The sequence below is a fragment of the Pseudocolwellia agarivorans genome (assembly GCF_002000085.1).
GTDB lineage: Bacteria > Pseudomonadota > Gammaproteobacteria > Enterobacterales > Alteromonadaceae > Pseudocolwellia > Pseudocolwellia agarivorans.
Genome location: NZ_MUZU01000002.1, coordinates 311,949 through 328,109 on the forward strand (window position 1 = coordinate 311,949; position 16,161 = coordinate 328,109).

At 35.3% G+C, this 16,161-nt stretch carries 17 protein-coding genes; 9 read left to right on the forward strand and 8 right to left on the reverse strand.

What is annotated here, in order from left to right; all coding sequences use genetic code 11:
* Nucleotides 1-3: 3 nt before the first annotated feature.
* Both tusB and B0X80_RS04390 read left to right on the forward strand, forming a co-directional pair.
* Nucleotides 4-300, forward strand: coding sequence for a sulfurtransferase complex subunit TusB (tusB, locus tag B0X80_RS04385; RefSeq protein WP_077338590.1), 297 nt, complete (start codon nucleotides 4-6; stop codon nucleotides 298-300).
* A 31-nt stretch (nucleotides 301-331) separates the two neighbouring features.
* On the forward strand, nucleotides 332-670 hold the full coding sequence (locus B0X80_RS04390; protein ID WP_077338591.1) for a TusE/DsrC/DsvC family sulfur relay protein: 339 nt from the start codon (nucleotides 332-334) through the stop codon (nucleotides 668-670).
* A 34-nt stretch (nucleotides 671-704) separates the two neighbouring features.
* Here B0X80_RS04390 and B0X80_RS04395 read toward each other — a convergent pair whose 3' ends face one another.
* Nucleotides 705-908: a hypothetical protein gene (locus B0X80_RS04395; RefSeq protein ID WP_077338592.1), complete on the reverse strand. Its 204-nt coding sequence runs from the start codon at nucleotides 906-908 to the stop codon at nucleotides 705-707.
* A 151-nt stretch (nucleotides 909-1,059) separates the two neighbouring features.
* Entirely contained in the window at nucleotides 1,060-2,508 is a 1,449-nt protein-coding gene (locus B0X80_RS04400) for a glyceraldehyde-3-phosphate dehydrogenase (RefSeq protein ID WP_077338593.1), read from the reverse strand.
* A gap of 163 nt (nucleotides 2,509-2,671) precedes the next feature.
* Here B0X80_RS04400 and B0X80_RS04405 point away from each other — a divergent pair, with 163 nt between their 5' ends.
* On the forward strand, nucleotides 2,672-3,481 hold the full coding sequence (locus B0X80_RS04405; RefSeq protein ID WP_077338594.1) for a DUF2989 domain-containing protein: 810 nt from the start codon (nucleotides 2,672-2,674) through the stop codon (nucleotides 3,479-3,481).
* Nucleotides 3,482-3,520: 39 nt separating this feature from the next.
* Here the strand turns inward: B0X80_RS04405 and msrB are convergent, their stop codons facing one another.
* A complete protein-coding gene (gene msrB / locus B0X80_RS04410; protein ID WP_077338595.1) occupies nucleotides 3,521-3,901 on the reverse strand; it encodes a peptide-methionine (R)-S-oxide reductase MsrB in 381 nt (126 codons plus the stop codon).
* Between the two features lie 252 nt (nucleotides 3,902-4,153).
* Here msrB and gap point away from each other — a divergent pair, with 252 nt between their 5' ends.
* The 4 genes from gap (at nucleotide 4,154) to B0X80_RS04430 (ending at nucleotide 7,253) form a co-directional block, all read left to right on the forward strand.
* Nucleotides 4,154-5,158 carry a type I glyceraldehyde-3-phosphate dehydrogenase gene (gene gap / locus B0X80_RS04415; RefSeq protein WP_076417941.1) on the forward strand — a complete coding sequence of 335 codons (1,005 nt, stop codon included), beginning with the start codon at nucleotides 4,154-4,156 and terminating at the stop codon, nucleotides 5,156-5,158.
* A gap of 192 nt (nucleotides 5,159-5,350) precedes the next feature.
* Nucleotides 5,351-5,923 carry a TetR/AcrR family transcriptional regulator gene (locus B0X80_RS04420; RefSeq protein WP_077338596.1) on the forward strand — a complete coding sequence of 191 codons (573 nt, stop codon included), beginning with the start codon at nucleotides 5,351-5,353 and terminating at the stop codon, nucleotides 5,921-5,923.
* Between the two features lie 391 nt (nucleotides 5,924-6,314).
* Nucleotides 6,315-6,983, forward strand: coding sequence for a cupin domain-containing protein (locus B0X80_RS04425; protein ID WP_077338597.1), 669 nt, complete (start codon nucleotides 6,315-6,317; stop codon nucleotides 6,981-6,983).
* Nucleotides 6,984-6,992: 9 nt separating this feature from the next.
* Nucleotides 6,993-7,253 carry a glutaredoxin family protein gene (locus B0X80_RS04430; RefSeq protein WP_077338598.1) on the forward strand — a complete coding sequence of 87 codons (261 nt, stop codon included), beginning with the start codon at nucleotides 6,993-6,995 and terminating at the stop codon, nucleotides 7,251-7,253.
* A gap of 427 nt (nucleotides 7,254-7,680) precedes the next feature.
* Here the strand turns inward: B0X80_RS04430 and B0X80_RS04435 are convergent, their stop codons facing one another.
* From B0X80_RS04435 to zwf, 5 genes are read right to left on the reverse strand one after another with little or no spacing between them, the layout of a single operon-like run.
* Entirely contained in the window at nucleotides 7,681-8,328 is a 648-nt protein-coding gene (locus B0X80_RS04435; protein WP_076417937.1) for a bifunctional 4-hydroxy-2-oxoglutarate aldolase/2-dehydro-3-deoxy-phosphogluconate aldolase, read from the reverse strand.
* A 9-nt stretch (nucleotides 8,329-8,337) separates the two neighbouring features.
* Nucleotides 8,338-9,312: a glucokinase gene (locus B0X80_RS04440; RefSeq protein WP_077338599.1), complete on the reverse strand. Its 975-nt coding sequence runs from the start codon at nucleotides 9,310-9,312 to the stop codon at nucleotides 8,338-8,340.
* A gap of 2 nt (nucleotides 9,313-9,314) precedes the next feature.
* Entirely contained in the window at nucleotides 9,315-11,135 is a 1,821-nt protein-coding gene (gene edd, locus B0X80_RS04445) for a phosphogluconate dehydratase (RefSeq protein ID WP_077338600.1), read from the reverse strand.
* Nucleotides 11,136-11,138: 3 nt separating this feature from the next.
* Nucleotides 11,139-11,834 (reverse strand): 6-phosphogluconolactonase, encoded by a 696-nt coding sequence (pgl, locus tag B0X80_RS04450; protein WP_076417934.1) that lies wholly within the window; start codon nucleotides 11,832-11,834, stop codon nucleotides 11,139-11,141.
* The gene (zwf, locus tag B0X80_RS04455) at nucleotides 11,834-13,303 is read right to left on the reverse strand and encodes a glucose-6-phosphate dehydrogenase (RefSeq protein WP_077338601.1); all 1,470 of its coding nucleotides are present in this window, start codon (nucleotides 13,301-13,303) and stop codon (nucleotides 11,834-11,836) included. Before zwf ends, pgl begins: the two co-directional genes overlap by 1 nt.
* A gap of 314 nt (nucleotides 13,304-13,617) precedes the next feature.
* Between zwf and B0X80_RS04460 the strand changes: the two genes are divergently transcribed.
* The gene (locus B0X80_RS04460) at nucleotides 13,618-14,466 is read left to right on the forward strand and encodes a MurR/RpiR family transcriptional regulator (RefSeq protein ID WP_076417932.1); all 849 of its coding nucleotides are present in this window, start codon (nucleotides 13,618-13,620) and stop codon (nucleotides 14,464-14,466) included.
* 48 nt (nucleotides 14,467-14,514) lie between these two features.
* Nucleotides 14,515-15,966: a pyruvate kinase gene (gene pyk, locus B0X80_RS04465; RefSeq protein WP_077338602.1), complete on the forward strand. Its 1,452-nt coding sequence runs from the start codon at nucleotides 14,515-14,517 to the stop codon at nucleotides 15,964-15,966.
* Nucleotides 15,967-16,161: the final 195 nt, after the last annotated feature.

Genomic DNA, 16,161 nt, shown 5'->3' on the forward strand with positions numbered 1-16,161 from the left:
TATATGACTATTTTACATTTACAAAGAACATCTGCTTTTGATAAAAACGATTTTGCGCAATGTGTGTTATCTATTAAACCTGACGATGCTTTGGTGCTTATTGATGATGGTTGTTATAACGCAAGCCATTCATTGTTTATCAACTTTAAAAAACAAAACCCTACGGTTGCGGTATTTCATATACAGGAACATGCGCAAGCAAGAGCCATTGAGATTAACCATGATCAATCAAGCCCAATAACTATGGCTAAATTGGTTGAATTGACTTTTCAATATAACTCGACAATAACGTGGCAGTAAGCCGTTTTATGTATAAATTAGTGATATAAAGATGACAACAGAATTAGAATACAACGGGCAAATTATTCCTACGGATAAGCACGGTTACTTAGTTGACTTTACACAGTGGACAGAAGAACTTGCACCTTTGTTAGCTCAATCAGACGATATAGAGTTAACCGAAGCGCATTGGGAAATAGTAAGATTTGTACGAGAATTTTATTTAACTTACAACACATCTCCTGCGATAAGAGCATTAACAAAAGCGTTGAAAACAAAATTTGGGGAAGATAAGGCAAGTAGCCGTTATTTGTTTAGATTATTTCCTGATGGGCCTGCGAAACAAGCAACAAAATATGCAGGATTACCGAAACCTGCTCGGTGTTTATAATATTTGTTATTGTAAGTTTTTAAGGTAAAAGCGATCAAACACTAATATTAACAATACTTCCTAACGCTTCAGTACTTGCACCAGCAGGTTGTACAGTAACATTAGCTGACTGAATTAATTTAAGCGCCATTTGAGCTTCAATTTCAGCTTGGCTTTTTGCTAGCCCTGCGGTTTTAATTCCTTGTGCTGTGTCTGTTTGAGTCATTGCCGGATGGCTTGTGTTCATGGTGATAGACATAAAATAAGTCCTCAGTGGTTAACAATAGTAATAAATTCAGCTCAGGTTATAACTATAGTCTGTATTGATAAAAGATGCTAAAAAAAGCAGCATATTTTACAATATACTGCTTTTATTTTAATTAACCGACATTTAAGCTAAAAAATGTTTGTTATACCAGTGGTAATGTGGGTATTTCAATACCGGCCATTTCAAGCATTACCCTTACCACCTGACAACTATAACCAAACTCGTTGTCGTACCATACGTATAATACAGCTCTGTCGCCATCAACAATTGTAGCTTGTGAGTCTACAACACCTGCATAGCGCGAACCCACTAAATCAGTTGATACAATTTCTGTGGATGCGGTGTAATCTACTTGGTTTTGTAAATCTGAATTTAATGAGATTTGTCTTAAATAGTCGTTTAAGTCTGACTTAGTTGTGCTTTCTTTTAAGTTTAAGTTCATTATCGCCATAGATACATTGGGTGTTGGTACTCGGATCGCATTACCGGTTAATAAACCCGCAAGTTCAGGTAAAGCCTTAGCTACCGCTTTTGCTGCACCGGTTGTACTAATAACCATATTCAATGGTGCACTACGACCACGGCGAGGTGCTGGATGATAGTTATCAATTAAGTTTTGATCATTGGTGTATGAATGTACGGTTTCAACATGGCCGTTTTTAATACCAAACTTGTCGTTAAGCGCTTTTAACACGGGCGTAATAGCATTGGTAGTACAGCTAGCCGCTGACACTATAGTGTCTTCAGGTTTGATCATTTTATGGTTAACACCATAAACCACGTTTTTAATATCGCCTTTAGCAGGAGCTGTTAATAATACTTTACTCACGCCTTTCGATTTAAGGTGTTGGCCTAAACCTTCTTCGTCGCTCCAGATACCTGTGTTATCTACAACTAACGCGTTATTAATACCATATTCAGTGTAGTCAATTTCTGACGGTGATTTAGCGTAAATAACTTGAATAAAAGCACCGTTAGCTTTAATTACGTTGTTTTCTTTATCAATAGTAATACTACCGTTAAAAGCACCATGTACAGAATCTCTACGCAATAAACTTGCACGTTTTTCAAGATCATCAGCTTTACCAGGACGAATAACAATAGCTTTTAAATTTAATGCGCTGCTTGGACCTGTTCTTTCAATTAAAAGTCTAGCTAATAAACGGCCAATACGACCGAAACCATAAAGTACAACATCTTGAGAACTAGACTCTTGCGCTTTATTAGCAATAGTATTTAGTTCTTTATTTAAAAAATCTTCTATAGTTAAACCATTAGCCTCACCTTTAAACAAATAACGATAAGCTAGTTTACCTACATCTATGCGTGCAGGCGCAAGAGGAAGCTTACTAAGAGCCTCGATAAATGGGTAACTTTCTCTGAGTCTTAATTTAGTTTCTTCGTGAAGAGCTACAGATTTATGAGCTTTAATAATATCAATAGCAGATGCATTAACTAACGGACGCCCATGAATAGCAATTTCAATACCTTTATTTCTAAAAAGCTGGCCAATTATGGGTTGCATGTTTTCAGCAAGAGTCTGTCGTTCTTGCCAGCTACTTTGATATTGTTCTTCAAGAATACTTGTCATTATTTAAACCTTTTCATTTCTGTTGATTTCGCAATAAGCTATGATTGATTACTATCTAATTGGTATAAGAAAACCGCTGCATATTGTAAGTTATTATAAAAACTTTCACCATAGGTTACACAAAAATACTTTGTAAATTTTAGGAACATTAGGCATACGCATTATGAATAGAAAAAATAATTTAACATTAGTACTGCTAACAGGTGCTTATGTATTAATGTCGGGTTGTAATAAAGCCCCTAGTTTTGCAGACTTATGTGACAACCACCCAAAAATATGTAACGAGTTTAAAGAAGATTCGTGGTGTAAAAAAGAACGTATTGACGTTGGGTTTGCCAATTTAGCACAGCAAACATTACCCGCAGATGAGAATAAGTATAATCAACTTATTGGATACGAAAACTACGCAAAATGCATGGAACACGCATCTAAAATAGAGCATATAAAGTTTAAAGAAAAACAAAGTATGCGTATAAACAACGTCGTAGATGCTAAAAAAAGAATTAAAGAAATATCTGATACCACTAAAGATTCAAAACACCCTAGCCTACTGTATTACCACTGGACAAGGCATTTAAATAAAGATGCATTACAATCATTTTTAGCCTTGGAAGATACGCATCAACTTGAAACACCTAAGTTGCAATTTAACTTAGCAACTTACTATGCAAAACGAGATCAAAACAAAACATTAGATTTGCTGTATCACGCTTTAGAACTAACAACGGTTGATGAATCAATAAATACTGAGATATTTAAATCTATTGCCACAATTTTTGCTGACAAAAACAAGTATAAGCAAGTATACATTTGGTCTAAAATTTTACAGACTCATTCACCTGAAGATGAGTCTATAAAGAGGGTTGACTTAAAAAGCTATGCTAAAACCTTTAACTTAAAAAGTGACTTTTTAGACAACGTAGCATCTAAAACATTAAGCACGATTTTGGATGGTAAGTTTAAAAAGCCATGATGTTGTAAAGAAACTACAAAAGTATTATTACAACATAAGTTACATGTTACTTTGAAACGCTAGGCTTAACGAGTTAACACAGTACCTTTTCCCTGTAGGTAAAGGCCCATCGTCAAATACATGCCCTAAATGAGAGTCGCAAGCTGTACATGTTATTTCAACTCGCGTCATGTTGATTGAGTTGTCTGGCTTGTAACTTACATTGCCTGTTATTGCTTGGTAAAAGCTTGGCCAACCGCAGCCTGCATTGAATTTATGTTCTGAAGAAAACAAAGGTTTATCGCAACAAGCACAGAGGTACTGACCTGCCTCCCAATGGTCATTGTATATTCCAGTAAAAGGTCGCTCGGTTGCGGCTAATCTACACACTTTGTAAGCGTCTTCAGATAACTTGTTTTTATATTCTTCGTCTTTCATCATTAGATCCTAAAATTGAGCTGTAGGCTAACTATATCAAAGTTAATAGTACTTTCCTGTTAACTTTTAAAATAGATAAAAAAACCATGATTTACACTTTATTTTTGTTATAAAACAGTTGAAGAATTTTCATAAATTTAATGGGTTTAAATGTTCTAAATCATCACATGTTTTTTTATCAAAAATGTAAGTTTTACTTGAATTTTTCTCAAAATGATGTAATTTTACTACATTATTGTTATTTAGGATTAGATTATGACTATTAGAGTAGGTATTAACGGTTTTGGCCGTATTGGCCGTTTCGTATTTAGAGCAGCAGCAGAAAGAAATGATATTGAAGTTGTTGGTATTAATGATTTGATTGATGTTGACTACATGGCTTATATGCTTAAATATGACTCAACTCATGGTCGTTTTAAAGGTACTGTTGAAGTAGAAGACGGTAACTTAGTAGTAAACGGTAATACTATTCGTGTTACTGCAGTACGTAACCCTGAAGAATTAAAGTGGAACGACATTGACGTTGACGTTGTTGTTGAATCTACGGGGTTATTCTTAACAGATGAAACTGCTCGTAAACATATTACTGCTGGTGCGAAAAAAGTAATTTTATCTGCTCCTTCTAAAGATGACACTCCTATGTTTGTATCGGGTGTTAACTTTGATAAATACGAAGGCCAAGACATTGTTTCTAACGCCTCTTGTACAACTAACTGTTTAGCACCTATCGCTAAAGTGTTAAACGACAATTGGGGCATTGCTGACGGTCTTATGACTACAGTACATGCAACAACTGCTACACAAAAAACAGTTGATAGCCCTTCAGCTAAAGATTGGCGCGGTGGTCGTGGTGCTGGTCAAAACATCATTCCATCATCTACTGGCGCAGCAAAAGCTGTTGGTAAAGTAATTCCTGAGCTTAACGGTAAATTAACAGGTATGGCTTTCCGTGTTCCTACTCCTGATGTTTCAGTTGTTGATTTAACGGTTAACTTAAAGAAAGCAGCAACTTATGAAGAAATCTGTTCAGCAATGAAAGAAGCTTCGGAAGGCGCGTTAAAAGGTGTTTTAGGTTACACAGAAGATCAAGTTGTTTCTAATGACTTCGTTGGTGAAATCTGTACTTCAGTATTTGATGCTAAAGCTGGTATCGCATTAACTGATACATTTGTTAAAGTTGTTTCATGGTACGACAATGAAATTGGTTACTCTAACAAAGTTCTTGATTTAGCAGCACACGTAATTAACTACAACAAGTAGTAATAACTTAACTGATATAACGTTAATGAGTTAAATCAGCTGTTAAACAACGAAAGCCAAGCATTGCTTGGCTTTTTTATTACCTAATTTTTATGTTTTTCTTCTTTAAAACCTTACCTACCTACTAGTAGATAAATCTTGACTTACTTAAGTCGCAGGGCATAATAGCGTCAAGTTCATTTGAGAAACATTATGCTAAAGTTAAACGATACCGCACATAAAATATTAGATGTTGCTGAATTTTATACTCAAACCAAAGGCTTTAATGCCTTTAGTTACAAAGATATTCAAAACGATGTTGGTATAAAAACATCGAGTATTCATTATTACTTTCCTACAAAGAAAGAATTAGCACTCTCAATGACTGCACGTTATGTTGATAATTTTCACGCTAAGCTATTAGAAATAAGAGATCTTTACCCATCAGGTATTGAGCAAATAGTACAAATGGCCGAAGTTTATATTGATGTAGTAAAGCAAAATAAGTTTTGTATGTGTGGCATGTTAGCAAGCGAGTTAACCTCTATATGCGATGCTTCTGTTGCTAAACTTATATACTTTTTTGAAACGGTTCAATCTTGGGTAGAAGAAGCAATTACTTTAGGGCAGCACCAAAAAGCAATTAAACAAAATGTTTCTGCTAAAGCTTTTGCTATTTCATTTGTGTCTGTAATAGAGGGCGCAATGTTGATTGCTAGAACTAAAGGTGAACCAAATCACCTTATCACGGTGATCAATAATACGATTAACGATTTAAAGATCTAGCCATACTGTAAAAGTGATATCGAAAGCTCTACAGACATTCGTTTGTATAACGTAATTTTGATTAAATTATTCCATACATAAATAATATTTTAATTAATATAACCTCAGCTCGGGATAAGCAAAGTTACTCAACAAGCTATTTTTATGCCTAACTTCGTTGAATTTATTACTAATAGCCAGCTATTAGATAGAAAAATTCGCCTTGTTATACACAAAAATATCAATGTTGAGAGACTAATATAACTTAGGAAAACAACGATACAGATTAAGATTTTGATAAATAAGATTTTTAATTCATTATCTAACATTCATTAACCCGAGTTAAGGTTAATATAGTTTTTTTATTTAAAAACATTATCTACCTATTAATAGATACTCCAAAGGTATTAACATGACTTTAAAAATAAATGAAGATTTTAACAAACGAGTTATCGTTTCATCTAACAAATTAGCTTGGGTCCCCTCTCCAATGCCTGGCGTAGATAGAAAAATGCTAGATCGCATAGGCGATGAAGTTGCTAGAGCTACCACGATAGTTCGTTACAAGCCGTACAGTGAGTTTTCAGCTCACTTACATTCTGGTGGTGAAGAGTTTTTTGTTTTAGAGGGGGTATTCTCTGACGAACATAATAACTATCCAAAAGGTAGCTACGTGCGCAATCCTATAGGAACTCAACACACACCAAAAATTGGTGCTGAAGGTGCAACTATTTTTGTAAAACTTCATCAGTTTAGTTCTAACGATACAGAACAAAAAATCATTAGGACAACAGAACAAGCATGGTTACCCGGATTAGTAGAAGGTTTATCTGTAATGCCTTTACACGAATTTGAACACGAACATGTTGCGCTCGTTAAATGGGAACCTAATACCTTATTTAACTCACACCGTCATTGGGGTGGTGAAGAAATATTGGTACTCGAAGGAACCTTTCATGATGAATACGGAAGCTACCCTAAAGGTACGTGGATCCGTAGTCCACATTTAAGTACACACACGCCTTTTACTAAAGATGATGGCGCTATTATTTACGTTAAAACGGGTCACTTACCCGCATAGGATAATGAAATGAAAAAAAACACATTCGCATTGTACAAAATGTCTCATTGCCCTTATTGCATAAAAACAATCAAGGCCATTAAAAACTTAAAGATTGATGTTGAGTATAAAGACGTCAATGAAAGTGAAAAACATAACAAAACATTGATTCAAGAAGGCGGAAAGCGACAAGTACCCTGCTTAAAAATACCAAATGAAAATGGTACGTTTACTTGGCTATATGAGTCAGACGATATTATTAATTTTTTAACAAAATTAAGTATTAACTAATATATAGCCGTTATCATTTAAGATTCAGGTTTCAGTAGAAACTAAAAACAATTTAGGCACAGATTTAAATTTCCAAAAAAAGCTAAGGTCTACATCCATGTATGCAAGGCATTAAGTTTACCTCATGGTTATTCTCGGTAACTGCTCCTGCGTTACCCTAATGTCCTACATCCTTGCAGGAGCCTAACTAAAGTTAATAAGCCCCATAAATGATTTTTAGACCCATCATAGAAGCGCTTGAGTGGTAACGGGTATAGAGGTTACATAATGAAAATTTACGACGTAGAATTTTTCCAAACCCAGTAAGAGTACGTATCGCTTATTAGGCTTTGTAACAGGTTAAATTTTATCAAAAAAGTGAAGAGTATTAAAAATTAAGCATAAAAAAACCAAGCAATGCTTGGTTTTTTATCACTCAAAATAAATATTATTTTACGTGAGCTAATGCTTTTAAAGCTAAATCAGTAATTGCTGACCAGTTTTTGTTAGCAACAATTTCATCTGATACTAACCAAGAACCACCACAACAAGCAACATTTGGTAATGCTAAGTAATCACGTACATTATTAATGTTAATGCCACCAGTAGGACAGAATTTAATATCAGGGAATGGACCGCCAATTGATTGCAATGCTTTAACACCACCAGAAGCTTCTGCTGGGAAAAATTTCAGGTGATCGTAACCATAGTCAATACCATCCATAAGTTCTGAAATAGATGAGATACCAGGAATTAAAGCGATATCACCTTCTTTACCTGCTTGTAATAAGTCTTTTGTTAAACCAGGGCTTATCGCAAACTTTGCTCCAGCATCTTGACACTGTTGTAACATAGCTCTGTTTGTTACTGTTCCAGCGCCAACAACCGCTTCTGGTAATTCTTTGGCGATAATACTAATAACATCTAATGCAGCAGGCGTTCTTAAAGTCACTTCTAACACTTTAACATTTGCAGCTAAAAGAGCTTCTGCAATAGGTAAAGCGTCTGCTACGTCTTTAATAACAAGTACAGGAACGATTGGTCCCATAGCAAAAAGATCTTTTGGCGATACTTGCCAATTGTTTGATAACGTCATAATTTCTCTTTATACATTTTTTAAGGTAAGTTTTTGGCAAATAAAAGCAGTTGCACCAAGTAGACCCGGTTGTGGCTCGGTGATAACAAATGTTGGTATAGCTTGATTAAATGCTTCAAACCTACCTTTTGCTTCAAAACGACTTCTAAAGTTACTATTTTTAATATATTCGATAAATCGAGGCACTATGCCTCCGGCTATGTAAACACCACCGAAACTAGCTAAGGTTAACGACAAGTTACCAGCAAAGCTTCCTAATATTTCACAAAATTTATCTAATGTTTCTTTACACACTTCACATTCATTGTTGATTGCTTTTTGTGTAATATCTTTCGCTTCTAATGCTTCAGGCTTAAGCCCTTTGATAGACATTAGTGCTTGATAAATTTGCTGAATCCCTAATCCTGAAAGTACTTGTTCGTAAGAAACATGCTTATACTTTTTAAGTAAAAAATTAAGAATTTCTATTTCTGTTTCATCAGTAGGAGCGAAGTCAACATGACCGCCTTCACCACCTAAACTCACCCATTGATCATTTACGTTAACAACGTTAGCAACACCTAAACCTGTGCCAGGACCGCAAATTGAAATAGGTTTGCCCTTTACAACGTCACCAGTACCAAGCTGAACTTTTTGTTCGTTATTTAATAACGGAACAGCATGAGCAATAGCCGTATAGTCATTAATAAAATACATTTGACTTAAATTTAACGTTTTTTGAAGCTCTTTTTGAGAAAACTTCCACGGTAAATTTGTCATTGACATAAGATCATTATCAACAGGACAAGCTATAGCGAAACAAGCATTAAGTTCAGCATTACTAGTATCAATTTGAGACAAGTAATCTTGAATGATTTCAGCTAAACCAGAAAATTGATTACATTGATATAATTTCAGGTTACTGATATTGCCTTTTATATCCGTGGTACCAATTCTTAAATTAGTACCACCAATATCAGCAACTAAATTAATCGCTGAATTCATTTTTAAACGTCCTGATCAAACAGTGAACAAGCCCCTGTATTAGCTGAACTTAATGATTTACGCATAAATCCAAAGAGTTCACGCCCTAAACCTTCATGATGCCCATTCACTTGAAATTGTGCATTTTCACGTTTAGCAAGCTCTTCTTCACTAACTAAAAGAGTTAATTCGCCCGTTTCACCATTAAGTAAAATCATATCGCCAGTTTGAACTTTAGCGATTAAACCACCATCTAAAGCCTCAGGACATAAATGAATAGCAGCTGGAACTTTACCTGAAGCGCCTGACATACGACCATCAGTTAATAACGCCACTTTAAAGCCTTTATCTTGTAACACACCTAAAGGCGGAGTTAGTTTATGCAGTTCAGGCATTCCTCGTGCTTTAGGGCCTTGGAAACGAACAACAGCAACAAAATCTTTATCTAGCGCACCTGATTGGAAAGCTGCATCGAGATCATTTTGATCTTCAAATACAACAGCAGGTGCTTTAACTATTTCACAACCCGGTCTTAAAGAAGATGTTTTGATAACAGAAGTACCTAAGTTACCTTTTAGTACTTTTAAGCCACCATCAGCTTTAAAGGGCTGAGCAACTGTAGCTATAACTTCTTTGTCGCTTGACTCAGTTGCACCATCAACCCAAATTAACTCACCATCTTTTAATATTGGTTTTTGTGTATAACGTGTTAAACCACGTCCACAAATCGTTTCAACATCTTCATGAACAAGGCCGCCTTCAATAAGCTCTTTAAATAAAAGTGCCATACCACCAGATTGTTCAAAGTGGTTAATGTCTGCGTGTCCATTAGGATAAATGCGAGTAATAAGCGGAACAGCATCCGAAATGTCATTAAAATCTTGGAAATCAATGATAATACCAGCAGCACGTGCAAAAGCGATAATGTGCATGGTCAAGTTAGTAGAACCACCTGTAGCCGTTAGTCCTACAATAGCGTTAACAATTGAACGTTCATCAATCATTTCACCAATAGGCATGTAATTGCCTGCTTGTTCAGTTAAACGAGTTACCTGACGAGCTGCCGCTTTTGTTAATTCTTCACGTAATTCTGTATTTGGAGCAACAAATGAAGCTCCCGGTAAATGTAACCCCATCACTTCAACAACAAGTTGGTTAGAGTTAGCCGTACCAAAAAAGGTACAAGTACCGGCACTATGGTATGAAGCTGATTCAGCTTCTAGTAATTCTTCTTTACCTACTTCGCCTTTCGCAAATTTTTGGCGAACACGTACTTTTTCTTTGTTAGGTATACCTGAAGGCATAGGGCCAGCAGGCACAAATACTGTAGGTAAATGACCAAAGGTCATACTAGCGATCATTAATCCCGGTACAATTTTATCGCAAATACCTAGCATTAATGCACCATCAAACATGTTGTGAGATAAACCAACAGCCGTAGCCATTGCAATAACATCACGACTCATTAAGCTTAAATCCATACCTGGTTGACCTTGTGTAACACCGTCACACATAGCAGGAACACCACCAGCGAATTGCGCAACGCCACCGGTTTCAGATACTGCCGCTTTAATAATATCAGGGTATGTTTGATAAGGTTGATGTGCTGAAAGCATATCGTTGTATGCTGAAATAATAGCAATGTCTGAGTGATTCAAACCACGCAACTTTTGCTTATCTTCTTTTCCACACGCAGCAAAACCATGGGCTAAATTACCACACGATAAACTTGCTCGATGAACCGTTTTTGACTTAGCGGCTCTGATCTTTTTTAAATAAGCACTTCTAGAGTTCTTACTTCGTTCTATTATGCGCTGGGTAATATCTACAATTTCTTTTTTCATGAACTATTCTGCCCAATATACTTGTGTAGTGACTTTTTGATCTTGTAAGAACGCTCTTATTGGCATTTCAAAAAAATCAGCTCCAGCATTAGCTTGAGCTAATACTGTTTTCTTACTTTCACCGCACACATGTAAAATAATATTTTTACTTTGTATAAGATGAGAGAAAGTAAATGTAATACGATCATTAGGTGCCGTTTTAGGCACAACTTTCATCAATGCATCGGTATTATCAAGAGATAAACCTTGCTTAATTTGATCGCTACATGGAAATAATGATGCTGTGTGACCATCTTCACCCATTCCGAGAATTAAAACATCTAGCGGTAATAAGCTTTCTTTAGCCGCTATATTTAATTCAGCCAATGTGCTGTCAGATAACAATTCGCCCTTCTTAATATGAAAAAAGGTGGCGGCTTTAGCGTTGTTTTGTAATAAATTTTCATGTACTAATCGCGTATTACTTGCATCGCTTTCAAAATCAACCCAACGCTCATCAGCTAAAGTAATAGTGACTTTATCCCAAGCTAAATCAATTTGTGATAAGGCTTTAAAAAAACCTTTAGGAGTAGAACCACCTGATACAGCTAAGCTAGCTTTACCCTTTTCAGTAATCGCTTTATTTAATTCGTTAGCAACTTTTGTTGCTAACGCTTCGTCTAATTCATTACGTGTATTAAAATCATTAACCTGTTGCATTATTCAACCCACTGTCTGTCGTCACGAGCAATTAAAGAAATTGAAGATACCGGTCCCCACGACCCTGCAGGATATGGCTTAGGTGGCTCGTTAGTTTCTTTCCATGCCTCGATAATACTATCAGCCCATGTCCAAGCAGCTTCAACTTCGTCACGACTAACAAATAACGATTGATTGCCATTAATCACCTCAAGCATCAAGCGTTCATAAGCATCAACAACTCTTTCATTTTCATAGGTGTCAGAAAAACTTAAATCAAGTTTGTTTTCTTGAATGTGCATTTGTGAAGCTATGCCCGGAATTTTGTTCATCATTTGCAATTCAACACCTTCATCTGGTTGCAGACGAATAGTGAGTTTATTGGCAGGTAATTCTGAGTAGCTTTCTTTGAAAATGTTATGTGGCTGTTCTTTAAAGTGAACTACAATTTCACTGTGTTTAGCTGGCATTCTTTTACCAGTTCTCAAATAAAATGGCACGCCAGCCCAACGCCAATTGTCAATTTCAGCTTTAATTGCAACAAATGTTTCAGTATTACTATTCGCTTTAGCGCCTTCTTCATTTAAGTAGCCTGGTACTGGATTTCCATTTAAGAAACCGTCAGCATATTGACCGCGAACTGTTTTATCTTTGATGTTCATACGATCAATTGGTAGAAGTGCTTTTATCGCTTTTAATTTTTCAAGACGAATACTATCTGCACTTAAATCAGCAGGAGGCTCCATAGCCAGTAGCGATAAAATTTGTAATAGGTGGTTTTGGATCATGTCACGCATTTGGCCTGCGTCATCATAAAAACCCCAACGCCCTTCTATGCCAACACTTTCAGCAACGGTAATTTGCACGTGATCAATACTGTTTCTATCCCAGTTCGTTGTAAATAACGAATTAGCAAAGCGTAGTACAAGTAAGTTAAGAACGGTTTCTTTACCTAAGTAATGATCGATACGGTAAATTTGATTTTCTTTAAAGAAGCGAGATACTTGGTCGTTAATCACTTTAGAAGATTCTAAACAATGACCAATAGGTTTTTCCATTACTACACGATCTTTATCAGTAATTAAATTAGCAGCATATAGACCATCAGAAATATCACCAAAAATAGCAGGAGCTGTTGAAAAATAATAAACTCTTGTGTCATTAGCACCTTTTAATGTTTTTGCTAACTTATTGAATGAGCTTGTTTCTTTAAAATCTAGTTTTTGATAAACCAAACGATTTAAGAAACGTTCTAATGCGTCTTTATCTAAACCTTCTTTAACAAACTGCGTTAAATTTTCATTTACTATGCTGATAAAAGCTTTTAAATCATGCTCTTGACGAGCAACACCAACAATACGGCTTTCTGGGTTTAATAAGCCGGCACAGTCTAATTGATACAATGCAGGTAATAATTTACGGCGAGATAAATCCCCTAAGGCACCAAAAATTACGATTTCACTTGGCGCTTGGCTATCAAAATTATTCATAATATTATTTCTCTAAATTCGTTTATTACTTACTAGACCCTATTATAATACTTAATTTAGCTTGTGCTAACCCATCAGTAAAGAACTTTTTGTAATTTTATTACATAATACACTTTTATTACAAACTTACATTATCCGCAACTTTCAGCATTATTTTTGCTAAAAAATGAGCGAAACCAATTAAATATTTGCCAATATTTCTCATTTTCTTTATATTAGTAATAATTATGAAATAAATTTTCACTTTTTCTGTTATCATTTAGAAAATAAATTACAGTTAGTTTATAATATAAAAGATCTAGGGTTAGTAATTAATGAATATATTAGAAAAAATCGCCAATGAACTAGACACCTTTAGTAAATCAGAACGTAAAGTCGCCGATGTAATTCTTTCATCGCCCGGAACTGTAATACATGCAAGTATTGCTGCTTTGGCAAAACAAGCAAATATCAGTGAACCTACCGTAAATAGATTTTGTCGTAGATTAGACACAAAAGGTTACCCAGATTTTAAATTACATTTAGCGCAAAGCCTTGCCAATGGTACGCCTTATGTAAATAGACATGTTGACGAAAATGATAGTGCTGAAGAATATACAACTAAAATTTTTGAATCAACAATGGCAAATCTTGAACTAGCACGTAAAAGTTTAGACACTTCCACCATTAATCGCTCTGTAGATATTCTGACTCAAGCCAATAAAATTTCATTTTTTGGTTTAGGTGCTTCAGCAGTTGTTGCTCATGATGCTTTAAACAAGTTTTTTAGATTTAATGTTCCTGTTGTATATTTTGATGACATATTAATGCAACGAATGAGTGCTATAAATAGCCGTCAAGGTGATGTTGTCGTTATTATTTCTCATACAGGGCGCACTAAATCATTAGTAGAAGTCGCAAGCTTAGCTAAAGAAAATGACGCAACTGTTATTGGTATAACCACTGAAGGTTCTCCTTTAGCAAAAGAATGTAATATGGTTTTATCGATCGATGTTGCTGAAGATACTGATTTATATATGCCTATGTCTTCACGTATTGCCCAACTTACATTAATTGATATATTAGCGACTGGCTTTACTTTACGACGCGGCACTAAATTTAGAGACAACCTTAAAAAAGTAAAAGATAGTTTAAGAAGTTCGAGATTTGAAAGAAAAGAATAAAGATTTACCCTTTACCAATTAATTTAATTTAAAAAATTAAGGATTAAAATGCCTAGAAGAACGAAAATAGTTGCCACATTGGGTCCAGCAACTGAAAGCAGAGAAGTATTAAAAAGCGTTATTGAAGCAGGTGTTAACGTTGTAAGACTTAACTTTTCACACGGAACTGCTCAAGACCATATTGATCGTGCAAACACTGTACGTGAAATTTCTAAAGAACTAGGTGTATATGTTGGTATTTTAGGCGATTTACAAGGCCCTAAAATTCGCGTATCTACATTCAAAGATGGCCCTATCAAGTTAGCTATTGGTGATAAGTTTGAGTTAGATGCTGAACTAGGTAAAGGTGAAGGTACTCAAGAAAAAGTAGGTATCGACTACAAAAAATTACCTCAAGACGTAAATGTTGATGACATTCTATTACTTGATGACGGTCGTGTTCAGCTTAAAGTATTAAGCAGCACAGACACAAAAGTATTTACTGAAGTTACTGTAGGCGGCCCTTTATCAAATAATAAAGGTATTAACCGTCAAGGTGGTGGATTAACTGCTCCTGCACTAACAGAAAAAGACAAAGCAGACATTTTAACTGCTGCTGAAATTGGTGTTGATTTCTTAGCTGTTTCTTTCCCTCGTGATGCTGCAGATATGCGTTTAGCTCGTTCTCTAGCTGAAGCAGCTGGTTGTGATGCACTTTTAGTATCTAAAATTGAACGTGCTGAAGCAGTAAACGATGACCAAGTATTAGATGATATTATTTTAGCATCTGATGTTGTAATGGTTGCTCGTGGTGATTTAGGTGTTGAAATTGGCGATGCTGCATTAGTAGGTAAACAAAAACATATTATTGCTAGAAGCCGTCAATTAAATAGAGCTGTAATTACTGCAACTCAAATGATGGAAACGATGATTGAACAACCTATGCCGACTCGTGCTGAAGTTATGGATGTTTCAAACGCGGTATTAGATGGTACTGATGCGGTAATGCTTTCTGCTGAAACAGCTGCGGGTAAATTCCCTGTAGAAACTGTTAAAGCTATGGCTGCTGTTTGTGTGGGCGCTGAAACTCATCGTTCTGTAAATAGTTCAAATCACCGTTTAGAACTGAAATTTACTGAAATTTCAGAAACACTAGCTTTATCTGCTATGTACGCAGCTAACCATTTAGATGGTGTTAAAGCAATTATTGCGCTTACAGAATCAGGTCAAACAAGTAAAATAATGTCTCGCATTACTTCTGGTTTACCGATTTATTCTGTTTCAAGACATCCTAAAACATTGACTAGATCTGCAATATATCGTGGTGTTTATCCTGTACAATTTGATTCTACTTCTTGTGGTAACGATACGTTGTCAACTGAAACTCTTAAAATGGTTATTGGTAAGTCAGAACTAAAAGTGGGTGATAAAATCATATTTACGCACGGTGATTCAATGGAAACTGTTGGTGCAACTAATACACTTAAAATATTAACTGTTGAAGATAAACACTTAAGTTAATTAATTGCTTTAAACATAAAAAGGTAGCCTAAAGGCTACCTTTTTTATTACCTGAACTAATAAATAACGACATAATAGATTGATTTTATACTTAGCATTCGTATAAATGTTCAATTAATGATTAGCAGTATTTAAAGACACTAAACATTCTGACTAATTTTGATCGTAAACTTTCAGTTTCATACACAAAACCAT

Excerpts from the sequence above, each read along its gene's own strand:
- B0X80_RS04395 (WP_077338592.1), bottom strand. The coding sequence starts at position 908 with ATGTCTATCACCATGAACACAAGCCATCCGGCAATGACTCAAACAGAC.
- gap (WP_076417941.1), top strand. The coding sequence starts at position 4,154 with ATGACTATTAGAGTAGGTATTAACGGTTTTGGCCGTATTGGCCGTTTC.
- B0X80_RS04425 (WP_077338597.1), top strand. The coding sequence starts at position 6,315 with ATGACTTTAAAAATAAATGAAGATTTTAACAAACGAGTTATCGTTTCA.
- B0X80_RS04400 (WP_077338593.1), bottom strand. The coding sequence starts at position 2,508 with ATGACAAGTATTCTTGAAGAACAATATCAAAGTAGCTGGCAAGAACGA.
- B0X80_RS04435 (WP_076417937.1), bottom strand. The coding sequence starts at position 8,328 with ATGACGTTATCAAACAATTGGCAAGTATCGCCAAAAGATCTTTTTGCT.
- B0X80_RS04460 (WP_076417932.1), top strand. The coding sequence starts at position 13,618 with ATGAATATATTAGAAAAAATCGCCAATGAACTAGACACCTTTAGTAAA.
- zwf (WP_077338601.1), bottom strand. The coding sequence starts at position 13,303 with ATGAATAATTTTGATAGCCAAGCGCCAAGTGAAATCGTAATTTTTGGT.
- tusB (WP_077338590.1), top strand. The coding sequence starts at position 4 with ATGACTATTTTACATTTACAAAGAACATCTGCTTTTGATAAAAACGAT.
- edd (WP_077338600.1), bottom strand. The coding sequence starts at position 11,135 with ATGAAAAAAGAAATTGTAGATATTACCCAGCGCATAATAGAACGAAGT.
- pyk (WP_077338602.1), top strand. The coding sequence starts at position 14,515 with ATGCCTAGAAGAACGAAAATAGTTGCCACATTGGGTCCAGCAACTGAA.
- msrB (WP_077338595.1), bottom strand. The coding sequence starts at position 3,901 with ATGATGAAAGACGAAGAATATAAAAACAAGTTATCTGAAGACGCTTAC.
- B0X80_RS04390 (WP_077338591.1), top strand. The coding sequence starts at position 332 with ATGACAACAGAATTAGAATACAACGGGCAAATTATTCCTACGGATAAG.
- B0X80_RS04430 (WP_077338598.1), top strand. The coding sequence starts at position 6,993 with ATGAAAAAAAACACATTCGCATTGTACAAAATGTCTCATTGCCCTTAT.
- B0X80_RS04405 (WP_077338594.1), top strand. The coding sequence starts at position 2,672 with ATGAATAGAAAAAATAATTTAACATTAGTACTGCTAACAGGTGCTTAT.
- B0X80_RS04440 (WP_077338599.1), bottom strand. The coding sequence starts at position 9,312 with ATGAATTCAGCGATTAATTTAGTTGCTGATATTGGTGGTACTAATTTA.
- B0X80_RS04420 (WP_077338596.1), top strand. The coding sequence starts at position 5,351 with ATGCTAAAGTTAAACGATACCGCACATAAAATATTAGATGTTGCTGAA.
- pgl (WP_076417934.1), bottom strand. The coding sequence starts at position 11,834 with ATGCAACAGGTTAATGATTTTAATACACGTAATGAATTAGACGAAGCG.